Here is a 15,420-nt window from a genome sequence, read left to right as displayed (position 1 = left end):
CAGAAAAAATGCCCTCACATCTTACCCTTCACTTATCCCGGAGCGAAAAATGAAATTATGTGGCTTTGAAGTCGGTATTGATCGGCCGTTCTTTTTGATCGCGGGTACCTGCGTGATTGAAAGCGAGCAAATGGCGCTGGATACAGCAGGTCAGTTAAAAGAAATAACCGATGCACTGGGCATTCCTTTTATCTATAAATCGAGTTTTGATAAAGCAAACCGCAGCTCGGGCAAATCATTTCGTGGCTTAGGGATTGATGAAGGCCTGCGTATTCTGTCTGAGGTTAAAAAACAGATTGGCGTTCCTGTTATTACCGATGTGCATACCGAAGCTGAAGCGCCTGTTGTGGCAAGTGTCGTTGATGTATTGCAAACGCCGGCTTTTTTAGCCCGCCAGACTGATTTTATTCACGCAGTTTGCGCGACAGGCAAGCCGGTTAATATCAAAAAAGGCCAGTTTATGGCTCCCGGTGATATGGTCAATGTGATTAATAAGGCGCGCGATGCAAACGGTGGGCTGGATAATCTGATGGTCTGCGAGCGCGGCGCCTCTTTTGGCTATAACACTTTAGTTAGTGATATGCGTGGTTTAGCGATTATGCGCGAAACAGGTTGCCCGATTGTATTTGACGCCACCCACTCGGTACAACAGCCGGGCGGGCAAGGGGATCGTTCGGGCGGGCAGCGTGAGTTTGTGCCTGTTTTGGCGCGTGCTGCTGTGGCTGCAGGGATTTCTGGCCTCTTTATGGAAACTCATCCAGATCCGTCCAAGGCGCTTTCAGATGGGCCGAATGCTTGGCCTCTGGCAAGAATGAAAGAGCTGTTAATTGTGCTAAAAGACATTGATCGCGCTGTAAAAGGGCATTCTTTCATCGAGCATAGTTTGTAATATTGCTTGCCGATAACTGACATGTCAGTTATCGGCAGCGAATGAAATATTTGCTGATCGTACTCAAAGACAGCAACCGTGCGCTTAGTGCACACTTCCCTATTGAGCACTCGCTGTAATACTAGGCGTGTAATTTATTGCCGGATTGCTCCGGCAAGCTAATCTTCAGACCAACTCTCCATATAGGTGTTTGAAATATGAGCGCAATTGTTGAAGTTATTGCCCGCGAAATTCTTGATTCTCGCGGTAACCCGACTGTCGAAGCGGATGTATTGCTCGAATCCGGCGTTATGGGCCGTGCGGCCGTGCCGTCTGGCGCATCAACAGGTGAGCGCGAAGCGCTTGAGCTGCGTGATGGCGACAAAGCCCGTTACCTGGGTAAGGGCGTACTGAAGGCTGTTGAAAATATCAACACCGAAATTTGCGAAGCCATCATCGGTCTGGATGCAGCTGATCAGGCGTTTATCGACAAAACCATGATCGATCTGGATGGTACTGACGACAAACGTAACCTGGGTGCAAATGCAATCCTGGCGGTATCGATGGCTGTTGCTAAAGCTGCTGCTGAAGAAGCAGGCCTGCCACTTTACCGTTACATCGGTGGTTCAGGCCCGATGAGCCTGCCAGTACCAATGATGAATGTGGTAAACGGCGGTGAGCACGCATCTAACAGCCTGGATTTCCAGGAATTGATGATTGTTCCTGTTGGCGCGCCAACTTTCCGTGAAGCACTGCGTTACGGCGCAGAAGTATTTCATAACCTGAAAAAAATCCTGCACGACAAGGGTATGCCTACCCAGGTTGGTGATGAAGGTGGTTTTGCTCCGGACGTAGCCAATGCAGAAGAAGCATTGGAAATGATTATGTCTGCAATCGAAAAAGCAGGCTACAAAGCGGGTACTGATTTCTGCATCGCTCTGGATTGTGCTGCTTCTGAGTTCTTTGATAAAGAAACCGGCAAGTATGTTTACAAGAAAAGCGATAATCGTGCACTGACTTCCGAAGAGCAAGTGGATTACCTGGAAAGCCTGGTTAATAAATTCCCGATTATCTCGATCGAAGATGGTATGGGCGAGCGTGACTGGGCTGGCTGGAAAGTATTGACCGATCGCTTGGGTAAACGTGTACAGATCGTAGGTGATGATCTGTTTGTAACCAACACCAAGATTCTGGCCGAAGGAATTCGCTTAGGCGTTTGTAACTCCATCCTGATCAAGGTTAACCAAATTGGTTCGCTGTCCGAAACACTGGCAGCAGTTGATCTGGCTAAGCGCAATGGCTACACCTCGGTAATGAGCCATCGTTCTGGCGAAACTGAAGATGCAACCATTGCTGATCTGGCTGTTGCAACTAACTGCATGCAAATCAAAACAGGTTCATTAAGCCGTTCTGATCGTATTGCCAAATACAATCAATTGATTCGTATTGAAGAAGAATTGGGTGAAGCGGCGGTATATCCTGGTATTGGGGCTTTTTACCAAATTAATAAGTAATGATTGGCGGGTTGCCGGGCGATTAGTTTTAAGCTTGGCAGACAGCTAGAGTAATATATCAAACCGGAGCCATTAGGCTCCGGTTTTCTTCTATATAGAAATAAACTATGCGCCTGCTTGCTATTATTTTTTCTATTATGATTGCTGCCCTGCAATGGCCTCTTTGGATTGGCAAGGGAAGTTGGTTGCGTGCCTGGCAGCTGGACCATCAATTGGTAGAAAAAAAACAACATAATGAAAAATTAAAAGAACGTAATGATGCACTGGATGCTGATGTGCGTGATTTAAAAACCGGATCGGATGCAATTGAAGAACGTGGCCGCAATGAGCTGGGCATGATTCGGCAGGATGAAGTGTTTTTTCAGGTATTAGATAAAAATCATCCCGCGTTAACAACGCCATCCTCAGCCTCCGTCGCTAAAGCCTCTCCCGCTAAATAATTGGCCATTACACTTTTCTTTTAAAAGTGACATTTTTAAACTGTAACGGCTTTACTCAGGTATATTGGAGCAAAAAAGGAGGGTATATGGCCGATGTTCCCGTTGCCAGGCGTAAGGCAGATACGCTGTATTTTCAATTGGCAGGCGAAATTGCCCATGCTATTGCTACAGGCGTTTTACAGGCAGGGGAAAAGCTCCCTTCCATTCGTAAATTATCTTCACAAAGACAGGTCAGTCTTTCCACGGTCATGGAGGCTTACCGAGAGCTGGAAGATTGCGCGTTAATTGAAGTTCGCCCCCAGTCCGGCTTTTATGTGCGTCACAAACCTTCTGTTTTATTTGTTCCTGAATTAACTCAGCCTCCACAATCTCCAAGCGATGTCGTCATTGATCCGATGTATTTGCCTGCCACTTTGGCGCGCCTGCATGATATTAAGGTCGATTTTGGTTTTGCTATTTTAGCGCCTGCTTTATTTCCCAATCAGCAATTACAGCGTTTATTGGCACAAGTCACCCGGCAGGATCCTGATTTAATTGCCGATTATGGCCGACCAACAGGTGATGTCGAATTGCGCCGCCAGATTGCCCGTCGTTCTTTGAACTGGGGTGGACAGTTTGAAGCTGATGAAATTTTAATTACCCAGGGAGCAATTGAAGCACTTAATTTATGTTTAAGGGCAGTAACGCAGCCGGGTGATGTGGTGGTTATTGAATCGCCTTCTTATTTCGGGTTATTACAAATTCTGGAAAGTTTTCAGTTAAAAGCCCTGGAAATACCGACTCATCCTCAAACAGGGATTTCTATTGAGGCTTTGGAATTTGCCACCCGTAATGGAGAAGTAAGAGCCTGCGTATTACTGCCTAATTTTTCTAATCCATTAGGCAGTTTAATGCCTGATGAAAATAAAAAACGCCTGGTTGAATTATTAGCAGAACGGCATATTCCGCTGATTGAAGATGATTTATATGGTGAGTTTTATTATAAAGGCGAGCGTCCTCGCCCGGCAAAGGCCTTCGATAAAGAGGGTAATGTTATGCTGATTTCGTCTTTTACTAAAACAGTCGCTCCGGGTTTTAGAATTGGCTGGGTCGTGGCGGGGAAATACCACCAGAAAATAGAGCAGCTTAAATTTATTAATACTTTTTCAAATGCCATGCCGCTGCAAAGAACAATTGCCAGATTTCTGGAAAGTGGTGGTTACGATCATCATTTACGCCGCTTGCGCCGGGCCTGTCATGAACAAGTGGGGCATGCGGTAGCCGCGATCGAGCGATCATTTCCGGCAGATACACGTCTTCATGTTCCACAGGGTGGCTATGTGTTCTGGGTGGAGCTAAATGCAGTAGTCGATACTTTACTGTTGTTGCGACAAGCACTTAAAGAGGGGATTAGCTTTACACCCGGCCCTTTGTTTTCGCCAAGCCACAGCTACGGGCATTGCTTAAGAATTTGCTGCAACGCAGCCTGGAGTGATCTGCATGAGCAGGCTATCGTGCGTTTGGGCGAACTGATACGTCAGCAGATGGCCTCTACCACGACACACTGATAACCTTACCTTCTTCGGTCTTACGGGTTTCCGGCTCTCTCATCACGATCTGACAACTTTGTGGTGAATCAGGTTGTGTTTCTTCACAGCCTTCGGAGTAGCTCATAATGCAAGGCGGATTGCTGCGAGATTCATCCACCAAGATCACCTTTATTTTTGCACCGCAAAAAGCATTTATTGCCTGTTGCAAACCAAGAATGTCATTGATGTCGGCATAGGCAAGGGGCTGAATCAGGCCCAGGCCAAGGAGTAATGCAGGGGTATGTTTGCGCATGATCAATCTCCTACTCTGTATGTGCAGAATAGAGCGCAAAGCCGAGCTGTAAGGACCGAATGTGGCTAAATCCGCCGAACGGATACGTCTTTACGCACAATAATCATCAGCAATGCAGATCTCCTTGCCTCAGACAGGGAAATTATTATTATGGCGATATTTTCGCAATAAAAAACGAGCGGGATCAATAGCTTGCTGCAAATCTGTTTCAATGGGAATAGGGTCCTGGTTAAGCTGGCAGGCCAGTGTTTCTGCGGCAAGAGTTGCCCAGCTTAGCCCGCGAGAACCCAATCCCAATAAGCAATAAGCATTTTTTAAGCGAGGAATCTGATGCAATTGGTGAATAGCGCCAGTAATACTTTGCGGGTCAGGTAATGCGCCAGCTAGCGGCAGACGATCCAGGCTATTTGGACGATAACAGGCGCGGCTGCCCGCACTCTGGGAAGGGGCAAGCGCCGGCAGCAAGGCCTGTAACTCGGCAAGGTTGCGCTGCTCCGCAAAGGACAGATTGCCGTTACTTACTTCGGCAGCACCAATGCATCGATAGCCTCTAAAGGCGGGAGTAATGTAACCGGAGCCGGTAAGGCTGTAGCGGGGTACAGCAAGTGCAGGAATGAGCGTGGTACTGCGTAATGTTTTACTCAGCGGTAATTCAAGCTTTGGCAAGAGCGCCAGTGCTTCGGTAGCATTAGCAATAATCAGTACAGGTGCTGCTGCCAGCGCGAGGCCGTCCAGACCCAATGCCCGCCATCCGTCTGGCGTTTGCACAAGATGCGCCACATGACTATTGCAATGCAACTGTATCTGCTCTGGCCAAAGTGCCAGGCTGGCATGGCATACGCTGGCAGGGTTTGCCCAGCCTCCTTGTGGAAACCACCAGCCGCCATGACTCGGGCGCTCTCCCACCTGTGCAGCGGCTGCATCTTGCGCCATCCAGCTTAATATTTCGGGTGGAAAATTCTTGGCAATGTCCTGCATCAGCCGGGCCTGAGCATCATCTTTTGCCACCTGCAAAATGCCATCAATACCAAAAAAAGCATCTACCCCTTCGGATGGCAGTTTTGCCAGGTGTTGCCGGGTTTCTGCGCACCCTGCACGGCTTAAGCGGGCAGAAATATTGTCATCACGGCTGGCTCCGGGGTGGAATAATCCAGCGTGGTTGCCCGATGATTGCGTGGCAATTTCGCTTTGAGCTTCCAGTAGGTCGATTTTCCAGCCTCGGGCCGCCAGGCGTTCGGCGATGCTAACTCCGGCCAGGCCTGCACCAATAATCATGGCGTGATGAGGGTGCTTGGGCGATTTATCAAAAGGTGGGCGCATGCACGGGCCTGCCAGATAATCACCAAAATCTTCCAGCAGATAACCTGCGCTTTTTAAATGTGCCTCTCCGTATTTTTTGCATGTCACCACGCGCGTGCTGGTGCCAGATAAGCGCCACAGAGCTTTATAGTGAGCTGTGCTCAGATCGGGGGTGTTAAGGTCTGCCGCATCCAGTGTTGCATTTAAACTGCGCAGCTGGGCCAGTGGCTCGCCCCACATCAGCGTGAGTATCAGCGTGCCATTTTCTAAATGAATCCGCTGAAAGCCCCGCTGTAAAGCGGGCCATTTACCGGCTAATTCTGCATGTAAAGTGGTCAGCTCCGGCAGCGGACAAGCCGCCAGGCTGGCTGCATTGATCATGGCAAAGTAATAAAAGCGCTGGCTGCGTTGCGGGTCTTGCTGCCACATCTGCCATGCCTGTAAAAAATCTGCGCCATCTGCAAAATCAAATTGCAGCAGCACAAAGCGATCTTTTTCTTGCCAGCGATTTGGTAAATGGTGGCGGGCTAAAAAGTCATGAGGTGTAGTCATTAAGCTTTAAGCGCCTCGATACGCTGGTGCTTATCCATAAATCGTTTTAATGACATTACAAAAATGCCACCAACAATCAGCAGGGCAGTAGCAAAAAAACGGTTGCCTGCCAGTAAATGCCCTGCCTTGATGCCTTCAATGCCCAGCGAGTAAACACCCATGGTAATCATGCCAAATGCCGCAGCGACCGTACCTTTACTCACGTTACTGGAAAAAAGCACTAGTCTGAATAGCCCTGCATTCACAAGCCCGCAGCCAAAGGCGTAAAAACTAATGCCAATCACTAAAGAAATACAGTGACTAGGCGCGATAATCATACTGATAAAGCAAAAGCCCAGACCAAAGAGCTGAGGAATTAGCCCTAAACCAATCATACGGCGCACTGGCAGATAGTTACTTAATTTAGCCAGTGTGAAGTTGCCAATAATCAAAGCACCAAAAACCGGCATTTGCCAATAGCCAAACTCGATAGGTGAGAGGCCGGCGTCTTTAATCAATATGACGGGTGAAATACCGATCCAGGTGAGTAGTGGTACGCTGCATAGGCCCATTGCCAATGCACCGGTTAAAAAATGCGTATTACTGAATACTTTTTTGTAATCTTGCCAAACGGCAGTAAGCGTAAATGGAGTATCTGCTTTAACAGGCAGTACTTTAGGCATGGCAAACCACAGGCCGATCAGTGAAACAAAAGACACGGCAGCAATCAGAACAAAAATCATTCGCCACGGTGCAAGCTCAATCATGATTGCGCCAGCGAGGGGGCCCAGCAAGGGGGCAATCATGGCCACATTTGCCATTAGTGCAGTTACTTTAATTGCAGTCTTTTCATCGAAAGATTCCTGCACCAATGCATAACCTACTGCGCCAATAAAACACATACCTATACCCTGAAAGACCCGCAGCATAATAAATTGCTCGATAGTGCGAGTGAGTAGCGTCAGTAAGCACATGCAAATAAAAAACATTACGCCGGTTAACATTACGGGCCTGCGGCCAATACGATCGGATAGAGGCCCCAATAACCATTGCAAAGATGCGCCGCCCACCAGGTAGGCGGTCATCGAGGTAGGAATCCACTGTGGGCCGGCATTAAATTCGTGCGTCACTGCCAGCATGCCCGGCAAGATCATGTCGTTGGCGATATAGGTAGAGAACTCAAATAGCACCAGGGCTAAGGGTAGAAGCAGGGTACGCCAGGTAAGTTGCGTAATAAGGGCAGGAGTGGCGGGCATGGGGGTGTAAGCAGGACAATGACTAGCCGGGCATTCTCTCGTGTTTGGCATTACTTAGATAGAGAAGAATTCCCACCTTACTTAATTATTCTCTGCTGCCGATGCCTGCTCTGCCGCTTGTTTGAGGACGATACCTTCTACCTGTTTGGCTTTTTCCAAAGCTTCACGTTGCGGCTCGGCTATTTTATTCGGAGCGGGGCCTGGGCCACAGGCGCTCAGGGTAAGACAAAGAGAGAGAACAAAAAGTGATTTCATAATATGCCTGTATGTAGTGGTCATGCCGGGAAAGCCCGCAGTGAATTTGTTGCGTATATAAAGCCCAAACCTTAAACTCAATAATTAATCGTAAGCATCCTGAATGCATTGCAAGTATTCGCCTACCGTTTGTGTATACCCCAGCTCCAGCGCATCGGCAATAAAGGCGTGCCCGATGGAGACTTCCTGCACGCCAGGCACGGCACGTAAAAAGCGGGTTAAATTATTGCGGTTTAAATCGTGCCCGGCATTGATGGCAAGCCCTAACCCCAGTGCGGCTTGTGCCGTGGCTGTGAAGCCTGCCAGAACCTGCTCTTCTGTATCTGTGCCGTAAGCATTGGCATAGGTTTCAGTGTAAAGCTCGATACGATCAGCACCCAGTTCGGCCACAAAGGGCATGGCAGCCGGGTTTGGGTCCATAAAGAGACTGACACGTACACCCAGCGCTTTGCATTCGGCAATCAGCGGGCGTAAGCGATCCATATCGGCGGGTAAATTCCAACCTACATTTGAGGTGAATTGTTCCTCACTATCGGGCACAAAGGTCGCCTGATGGGGCCGGAATTCACGGATAAAATCCATCAGATTTTGAGTAGGGTTGCCTTCAATATTGTACTCAGCCTGTGGCCAGTTTTTAAGTAAGGCGGCCAGATCGCTTACATCGTTGCTGCGGATATGACGTGCATCGGGGCGTGGGTGAACCGTAATGCCCTGAACTCCTGCAGTAAGGCAAATTTGTGCGGCTTTCACTACACCGGGGATGCCCAGGTGGCGGGTATTACGCAGTAGCGCTACTTTATTAACGTTTACAGAAAGGGCGCAGCGATGGGTTGACGTTGTCATGGCGATCTATTTTCTTGTATTAAAGTTTTGCCGGGCGGGTGTACATGACATCAGGCAGAGGGTTAAGCCCTCTTGCCAAAGGCCTGGCGATAAGGATGCGAAGGGTGATTTTGCCTCAAGCCCGTTTAAAGAGCCATAGCCAGCTTGGCATAGTGCTTCAGATACAAGGGATTTGAAGCTGTAACTTAATTGAGCGGGTCATTTTTACAAAGGGGTCTTGCCATTTAAATCAAATAAAAAATTGAGTCATATGCAGCCGTAGTCATTTCTTAAAGGATGTTTTCTATATAAACGAGCTCCCAAATATGCCCGTCTAAATCCTGAAAACCATGCGCATACATAAAACCATGATCTTGCGGGTCATTATAGGTAGTGCCTCCTGCTGCTACCGCCCTGGCAACCATTTCGTTTACTTCTTTGTGGCTGTCGCATGACAGGCAAAGCAGCATTTCGGTATGGGTGTGCGAATTACAAAGGGTTTTAGGTGTAAAGGTTTGAAATCTGGCTTCTTTTAACAACATAACAAAAATATCATCAGACACAACCATGCAGCCAGCAGTGCTGTTTGAAAACTGAGGGTTAAAATCAAAGCCCAACTGACGGAAGAACCCAAGAGAGGCTTCCAGATTCTCAACAGGAAGATTAACGAAAATTTTGCGACTCATAGATTTACTCTCAGGATAGAATTGCAGCAAGGCAACCCATGTGGCTTAAAGCACCCAATCCAGTGTAGAGAGCGAGCGGCTAAACTGCTACCGAACTGACCTGCCAAAATGCAGCAGTGAACCAGGCTAACTAAACCACTGCTGTAATTTTTGTGCTGTCTGCTCTTTGATTTCTTCCGTGATATACATTGATACCATGCCAATTGCAGCGGCAAGCGCACCTAAATCATCGCTGTAGCCCACTACGGGAATAACATCGGAAATAGCATCCAGAGGCATAATGAAATAGGCGAGGGCACCAAAAATAACTGTCTTTGCCCAGGCCGGGGTTTCAGGACGCTGTGCTGCGTAATAAAGCCAGAGCGCTTTTTCTATCACTTCCCTGCCTGCTTTTAGAGCGAATTTTTTAATTTTTTGCCAAAAATTGTCATCAGAGTAGTCATTTGCTGTGGTCATGATGCTGGCCTGTAAGAGGTAAAAGGGTGTAGGTTTGCCATTGTTTAATCGCGTCCGAAAATTTTGAAAAGCCGATTTCGCAAATGAAATCTCTACCCGCACGGATGGCTTGATTATGAACCTTATCCTGCATCCATAGTTCGCAAAAATATACAATTAAATTAATATCGGATTGCTTAATTACCGCCATATCAAGTTTGATTAACTGGCTAAATTGTTGCTCATTTAATCCATCCGGCATTTCCCATCCTCTCTCACTATTGCCGTTGGGTTGAATCAAGGGGTTTAAGCGTACTAGCCCGGAGTCTGTAACAGGGCATTCAGCGCTAACCCTGGGCAAATACCCACCCATTAATAAATGAGCCAAAAAAGTATGTGAATCAGGTGGGTCAGCCAGAATAGTGGCTGCCAATTTTTTAATATCGTTTTCTATTGAAGAAATTTGTTTTTCTTTAAACAGCGCCTTTGGTTCATTGCCGTTTTGTGCGCTGAGTAATGGCAGCATAGTATTACCCGTGCCGATGCTTAAAATGGCAATTTGATCTTTTTCCCAGCCTGCAGCAATTGCTTCTGTGGCAGCAGCTAATACAGGATTATTATAACCAGTTAAGCCACCATCCCAATATTGTCCTCCCGCTATCTGTGCCGGCTGATCAAAAAAATGAATGGGTGCATTACTTGATGCATGCACTGCATCTACCAGTGAGATATCCCTATAGGGGGAGGTCATTGCGCCTGCGCGGCTTTGCCAGGATCGAAAAAATTTGGCGCGGTCACGATCAAAATCATAACTTACAAATACGAATAAAACGGGCTGATTGTTTTTGCCCGGAATTTGAACATCACGCATCCACCGGGTGCCGTATTGTTTAAATACGGAAATTAAAGCATGATATTTTTGTACAGTTGAAAACCGGGGTAATGGCAAAATCAAACCTAAAGGATTTAATTTTTTATACCAGGGTAATTCATTAAATATTTCTCGCCGTTGTGGCTCGCAGGTAAAGAGATCGAGTATTTCTGCCAGCGTAAAGTCTTCAATCAATGCAGCGGCCACAATACTTCCACCGGAATTGGCTGCGACCAAATCAAAGTGTTTTAAAACAGCATGCCCCCGTGTCTCTGCACCATAAAGTTTAATCAGCACTTTTACCTGAATAAGTGCCCAGGTACCCCCGCCATCTAAAGATAAAATATGGTGTTTCATGATCAGTGAAATTCCTGATGACTAATGCAGAATAAAAACTGTGCTCATTCGGAACACATTGGTCTGTAGCCGATGATTTCAAAGTATTACTTACGTTATTTAAAGAACCTTGTTTTTTTATGATGTTGCCATGTCAAATTACTTTCATCAAGATTAATTACGAGAAATTTTACATTTAACGATGAGGAGGGGGCAGTATCAATCCTATCAACTCAAGAACGGCATCGTAGAAGTGGCTTTGGCCGCGAATATTTTAAAAGTAGCGCTTTCGCGGCTAAAGCCGCTGCTACGAAAAACAGAAAGCCTTTGTGTTGCGCTTCAGTTGATAGGATTGAGGGCAACATCCGTCTTGTTGATGGCAGATCATTTAGAGTAAACCAATCAGGTGACTTTTATCCTTCTTGGCGTTTGTAAAAATTAAATTATTAATAATTATTTCAATAGTATAAATATATATTTTGAAAGTAATTATGGTATAAAAATTTTAAATAGTGCAAAAAGAATTATTGGTTAAAAAACAAAATTAAGAATTGATGTTAATGAAGTTTTTATGATAAATGACGAGTGATACTGAAAATTAAAACATCTTGAATGTGTCTTTTTGAGGGATGCAATATTCTGGAAAACATTATAAATAATAATTTTTTTCAAAATTAATTCAATAAAAATAAACAAAATAAGCTGGGCTAATGACAAAGTTTGATCGCGAAGTTAATTTTTCAGCAGTACTTAGAGTGAAGTGATTCATATCTTTTCTAAGTTGGTTTGGTTATAGTATGCAAATTCCATTCTAAATTAACTCATGTATTATATTTTTGTAGCATCAGGATTCTTTCTCGCAAAAAGAATTTATTTAATAGAGGACTTTTATGTATAAATTTTGTTTAATTTGTGTGTCTGGCCTGATTCTCGCAGGTTGTGCAGCAACTAAGTCAAAATATCCAACTATATTTATGGGGTCCAAAAAAACGGATCTTAATATTGAGCAATTCCTTTATCATACCATTGTGGATGGTACAGATGAAGAAAAAACGGCAGCTTATCTCGAGAAGAAATTTGGCAAACCAACAGTTATTCATCAGTTTACGCGCTTTTCAAGACCATCGCTTGTATATGACTGGCGCATTGCCGGGTGCCAGATTATGGTTGAGCTTGATCCGAAAACAAAAACAATTCAAGAGCATAAGGCACGCAAATATATAGAGCCGGGCCTGTCCTATTATAATAACTGCTCACTCAAGGTCACCGTAAAGAGCCCAGAAAGAACCGTGCTTGTGTCGACTTACCCTGATTATGCCGGGCGTTTGAGCATTAGGTCTGCTTATTATGGCGATCATTGGGTTGCTTGGATTGGTAAAAAATCTGATAAATTAATAAAAGACTGGGGGGTACCAACGAGCACAGCAAAATTAGATGGCGGCAATACTGTTTTTCAGTACTCTAGTAGCAGTTATGATGATTTTATTGGTAAAACCTATAATTGCACAAAAAAATTCCTTATTAAAAATGGCGTTATTGAAAAATTTAGCTATTCTGGCTGCCGAGAAAAACATGAAGGATATAATTCGCCGTACGGTACAGATGTTCCCGGTTTGAACCAGCCTTTATAATTTTATCTTTTACTAAAATTCAGTCTCAAAAAAAGCCCTTTTGAACTACACCTCTAAAGATGCTTAATCCTATATCGTGATGACTGGATTTTAGAGAATGCTTGAGCAGAAATAGACTAGTTTGAATTTTATAAAAATTGTCTATTAAAAATTCTCAAGACATAACGAATGCTAAACTCAGAAGCAAGATAACTCGGCTCAAATAGGCACACTTCAATGCTGTCTCTGTGGCAACCTCTGCTGGGTTTATAATTTCGAGATGGCTTACTGATAAAAGGGTCGCAATGAGTAATGAGCTAATAGTTGAAGATTTACAGCTGGGGGAAGGCAAAGAAGCCGTAAGAGGTGCTTTGATTACGACTCAATACCGGGGTTTTCTGGAAGACGGCACGCAGTTTGATTCTTCTTATGATCGTGGAGTGCCGTTTAAATGTGTAATTGGCACAGGGCGCGTGATTAAGGGCTGGGATCAGGGTTTGATGGGGATGAAAGTGGGCGGCAAGCGTAAGCTTTGGGTGCCTGCACATCTGGCCTATGGTGAGAGGCAAATTGGTGAACATATCAAGCCTGATTCCAATCTGATTTTTGAGCTGGAATTATTGGAAGTGCTAACACGTGATGAGTAATGCCCCAAAGATCCAGGCATCCTTGATAATCCTGGCAATTTAAGTGAAATTCGCTTTGCCAGGGCAGAGTAACCCGCAGGCAATACTGAAAAGTACGCAGGTTGCCTTGTATCTGTGCGTTAAATAAATATAATAAAAAGCGCTTTCGGTGCCCTGATTCGGGTGAGAGCGAAGGCTCTCATTTTTTGAATAGGCACAAAACCCCGAAATACAGACCGCCTCTAAAAAAAGTCGATCCGCACGGTTCAAAAAAGCTTCAAAACCTACTCCATCAATGCGACCGATTTAATCTGTGCCCACACCTGCTGACCGGGGTGAATATCGAGCGAGGCAGCTGATTTTTTAGTCAGGCGAGCCAGAATAATGGCGTCACCGACTTGTACTCTAACCAGCACAAGGCCAGGGTGCTCATCATCGGCGAGGGCATCAACGTGGCCTGGCAAGATATTCTGAATACTACTTTTGCCCGGCGGCCCGATCGCCAGGCTAACATCTCTGGCAAGCACTCGTACCCGCAATTTGCGGCCAACCGGCAGGCCCTGATCTCTGGCCCACAAGCTGCCGCCCGAAAAAACCACTCTGGTTAAATGCCATTCTGGGCTCAGCTCGGTTACACATACATCTAAAATTGCGCCCGCATCCTCGCCCAGGTGGATTGGCAGATCAAGACGGGTGAGGGTATCGGCCAGCGGGCCGGTCGCCAGTGTGCGGCCATTTTCCATGACCACCAGATAATCAGCGAGCCTTGCGACTTCATCGGGGGAGTGGCTAATATAGAGCACAGGGATATGCAGCGCTTCGTGCAGGCGCTCCAGGTAAGGCAGAATTTCCTGCTTGCGCTTTACATCGAGTGCGGCCAGTGGCTCGTCCATCAGTAAGATATCCGGGCGAAGCGCCAGGGCGCGCGCGATGCCGACCCGGCTGCGCTCGCCGCCAGATAATCGCTCGGGTTTGCGCTCCAGCAGGTGGGCTATACCAAGCAGCTCAATGGCTTGCTCCATATCAACCTGCTGACCGGCAGTGGTGCGCTTTAGCCCATAACGCAGATTATCCAAAACGCTCAAATGCGAAAACAAGCTGGCTTCCTGAAACACATAACCCAGTGCACGCTTGTGTGTGGCCAGAAAGTGGTGCTTGTCTTGCCAGATATTGCCATTGATCGTAAGCTGGCCTGCAGCACGCTCCAGCCCGGCGATGCAGCGCAGCAGGGTGGTTTTGCCAGAGCCGGAATGCCCGAACAAAGCGGTGATGCCGCGGTTTGGTAAATCTAAATCTACATCCAGCTGAAAGCCGGGCCAGTTCAGTTGAAAGCGGGCCTGAATACCGGTCATTTACATGCCCTTTTTGCTGCTGGGCCGCCAGAGATACATCACCAGCAGCACAACAAAAGAAAACGCCAGCATAACGGCAGAGAGGCGATGCGCCTGAAGATAATCCATGGATTCAACATAATCATAAATCTGCACAGAAACCACGCGGCTGACACCAGGTATATTGCCCCCGATCATTAGTACCACACCGAATTCCCCTACCGTATGGGCAAAAGTCAGAATAGAGGCAGTCATAAAACCGGGCATGGATAAGGGCACTGCAACGGTAAAGAAAGCATCAAGCGGGGATGCACGTAAGGTGGCGGCAACCTCCATCGGCCGATTGCCAATGGCTTCAAAGGCGGTTTGCAATGGTTGCACCATAAAGGGCAGAGAATAAAACACCGAAGCAATCACCAGCCCCCAGAAGGTAAACGGGAGCAAGCCAAGACCCAGTGATTGAGTTAACTGCCCAACCGGTCCCTCTGGTCCCATCGCCAGTAAGAGATAAAACCCCAGCACCGAAGGTGGCAAAACCAGCGGCAGCGCCACGACTGCAGCCACCGGTCCTTTCCACCATTTTTTGCTACGCGCCAGCCACCACGCAATCGGCGTGCCGATAAACAGCAAAATCAAAGTTACAATGCTGGCCAGCCTTAGCGTAAGCCAGATGGCTTGTAAATCACTCTCTGTCAGAGGCATTTATCGTGTTCCGGTCG

Annotated in this window: 16 protein-coding genes; 6 read left to right on the top strand and 10 right to left on the bottom strand. The window is 46.6% G+C overall.

The window, feature by feature from the left end; all coding sequences use genetic code 11:
* The first annotated feature begins 49 nt into the window (after window positions 1-49).
* From kdsA to EJO50_RS06785, 4 genes are all read left to right on the top strand, one after another.
* Window positions 50-889, top strand: a complete 840-nt coding sequence (kdsA, locus tag EJO50_RS06800) for a 3-deoxy-8-phosphooctulonate synthase (protein WP_125972684.1) — start codon at window positions 50-52, stop codon at window positions 887-889.
* Window positions 890-1,086: 197 nt separating this feature from the next.
* A complete protein-coding gene (gene eno, locus EJO50_RS06795; RefSeq protein ID WP_125972682.1) occupies window positions 1,087-2,382 on the top strand; it encodes a phosphopyruvate hydratase in 1,296 nt (431 codons plus the stop codon).
* A 107-nt stretch (window positions 2,383-2,489) separates the two neighbouring features.
* Entirely contained in the window at window positions 2,490-2,822 is a 333-nt protein-coding gene (gene ftsB, locus EJO50_RS06790) for a cell division protein FtsB (RefSeq protein WP_125972680.1), read from the top strand.
* 86 nt (window positions 2,823-2,908) lie between these two features.
* Complete coding sequence (locus EJO50_RS06785; protein WP_125972678.1) at window positions 2,909-4,369, top strand: aminotransferase-like domain-containing protein; 1,461 nt, start codon at window positions 2,909-2,911, stop codon at window positions 4,367-4,369.
* Here EJO50_RS06785 and EJO50_RS06780 read toward each other — a convergent pair.
* The 8 genes from EJO50_RS06780 to EJO50_RS06750 all read right to left on the bottom strand — a co-directional run bounded on the left by EJO50_RS06780 (window position 4,353) and on the right by EJO50_RS06750 (window position 11,155).
* The gene (locus EJO50_RS06780; RefSeq protein WP_125972676.1) at window positions 4,353-4,643 is read right to left on the bottom strand and encodes a hypothetical protein; all 291 of its coding nucleotides are present in this window, start codon (window positions 4,641-4,643) and stop codon (window positions 4,353-4,355) included. The two genes, EJO50_RS06785 and EJO50_RS06780, sit on opposite strands and share 17 nt — an antisense overlap.
* Before the next feature lie 129 nt (window positions 4,644-4,772).
* A complete protein-coding gene (mnmC1, locus tag EJO50_RS06775) occupies window positions 4,773-6,494 on the bottom strand; it encodes an FAD-dependent 5-carboxymethylaminomethyl-2-thiouridine(34) oxidoreductase MnmC1 (protein ID WP_125972674.1) in 1,722 nt (573 codons plus the stop codon).
* The gene (locus EJO50_RS06770) at window positions 6,494-7,729 is read right to left on the bottom strand and encodes an MFS transporter (protein WP_125972672.1); all 1,236 of its coding nucleotides are present in this window, start codon (window positions 7,727-7,729) and stop codon (window positions 6,494-6,496) included. Before EJO50_RS06770 ends, mnmC1 begins: the two co-directional genes overlap by 1 nt.
* 81 nt (window positions 7,730-7,810) lie before the next feature.
* Window positions 7,811-7,984, bottom strand: coding sequence for a hypothetical protein (locus EJO50_RS17140; protein ID WP_164521446.1), 174 nt, complete (start codon window positions 7,982-7,984; stop codon window positions 7,811-7,813).
* An 84-nt stretch (window positions 7,985-8,068) separates the two neighbouring features.
* Complete coding sequence (locus tag EJO50_RS06765) at window positions 8,069-8,827, bottom strand: pyridoxine 5'-phosphate synthase (protein WP_125972670.1); 759 nt, start codon at window positions 8,825-8,827, stop codon at window positions 8,069-8,071.
* 269 nt (window positions 8,828-9,096) lie between these two features.
* Window positions 9,097-9,492, bottom strand: a complete 396-nt coding sequence (locus EJO50_RS06760) for a VOC family protein (protein WP_125972668.1) — start codon at window positions 9,490-9,492, stop codon at window positions 9,097-9,099.
* A 126-nt stretch (window positions 9,493-9,618) separates the two neighbouring features.
* A complete protein-coding gene (locus EJO50_RS06755) occupies window positions 9,619-9,948 on the bottom strand; it encodes a YkvA family protein (RefSeq protein ID WP_125972666.1) in 330 nt (109 codons plus the stop codon).
* The gene (locus tag EJO50_RS06750) at window positions 9,932-11,155 is read right to left on the bottom strand and encodes a patatin-like phospholipase family protein (protein ID WP_125972664.1); all 1,224 of its coding nucleotides are present in this window, start codon (window positions 11,153-11,155) and stop codon (window positions 9,932-9,934) included. Before EJO50_RS06750 ends, EJO50_RS06755 begins: the two co-directional genes overlap by 17 nt.
* 869 nt (window positions 11,156-12,024) lie before the next feature.
* Here EJO50_RS06750 and EJO50_RS06745 point away from each other — a divergent pair.
* Together EJO50_RS06745 and EJO50_RS06740 are read left to right on the top strand one after the other, a co-directional pair.
* Window positions 12,025-12,765 carry a hypothetical protein gene (locus EJO50_RS06745; protein ID WP_125972662.1) on the top strand — a complete coding sequence of 247 codons (741 nt, stop codon included), beginning with the start codon at window positions 12,025-12,027 and terminating at the stop codon, window positions 12,763-12,765.
* A 284-nt stretch (window positions 12,766-13,049) separates the two neighbouring features.
* The gene (locus EJO50_RS06740) at window positions 13,050-13,391 is read left to right on the top strand and encodes an FKBP-type peptidyl-prolyl cis-trans isomerase (protein ID WP_125972659.1); all 342 of its coding nucleotides are present in this window, start codon (window positions 13,050-13,052) and stop codon (window positions 13,389-13,391) included.
* Between the two features lie 263 nt (window positions 13,392-13,654).
* Here the strand turns inward: EJO50_RS06740 and modC are convergent, their stop codons facing one another.
* Together modC and modB are read right to left on the bottom strand one after the other, a co-directional pair.
* Window positions 13,655-14,722 carry a molybdenum ABC transporter ATP-binding protein gene (gene modC / locus EJO50_RS06735; RefSeq protein ID WP_125972657.1) on the bottom strand — a complete coding sequence of 356 codons (1,068 nt, stop codon included), beginning with the start codon at window positions 14,720-14,722 and terminating at the stop codon, window positions 13,655-13,657.
* Complete coding sequence (gene modB / locus EJO50_RS06730) at window positions 14,723-15,403, bottom strand: molybdate ABC transporter permease subunit (RefSeq protein WP_125972655.1); 681 nt, start codon at window positions 15,401-15,403, stop codon at window positions 14,723-14,725.
* Window positions 15,404-15,420: the final 17 nt, after the last annotated feature.

The organism is Iodobacter ciconiae, from assembly GCF_003952345.1.
Classification (GTDB): domain Bacteria; phylum Pseudomonadota; class Gammaproteobacteria; order Burkholderiales; family Chitinibacteraceae; genus Iodobacter; species Iodobacter ciconiae.
Note: the sequence above shows the minus strand (reverse complement) of the source record. Positions and strands in the feature narration are given on the sequence as shown.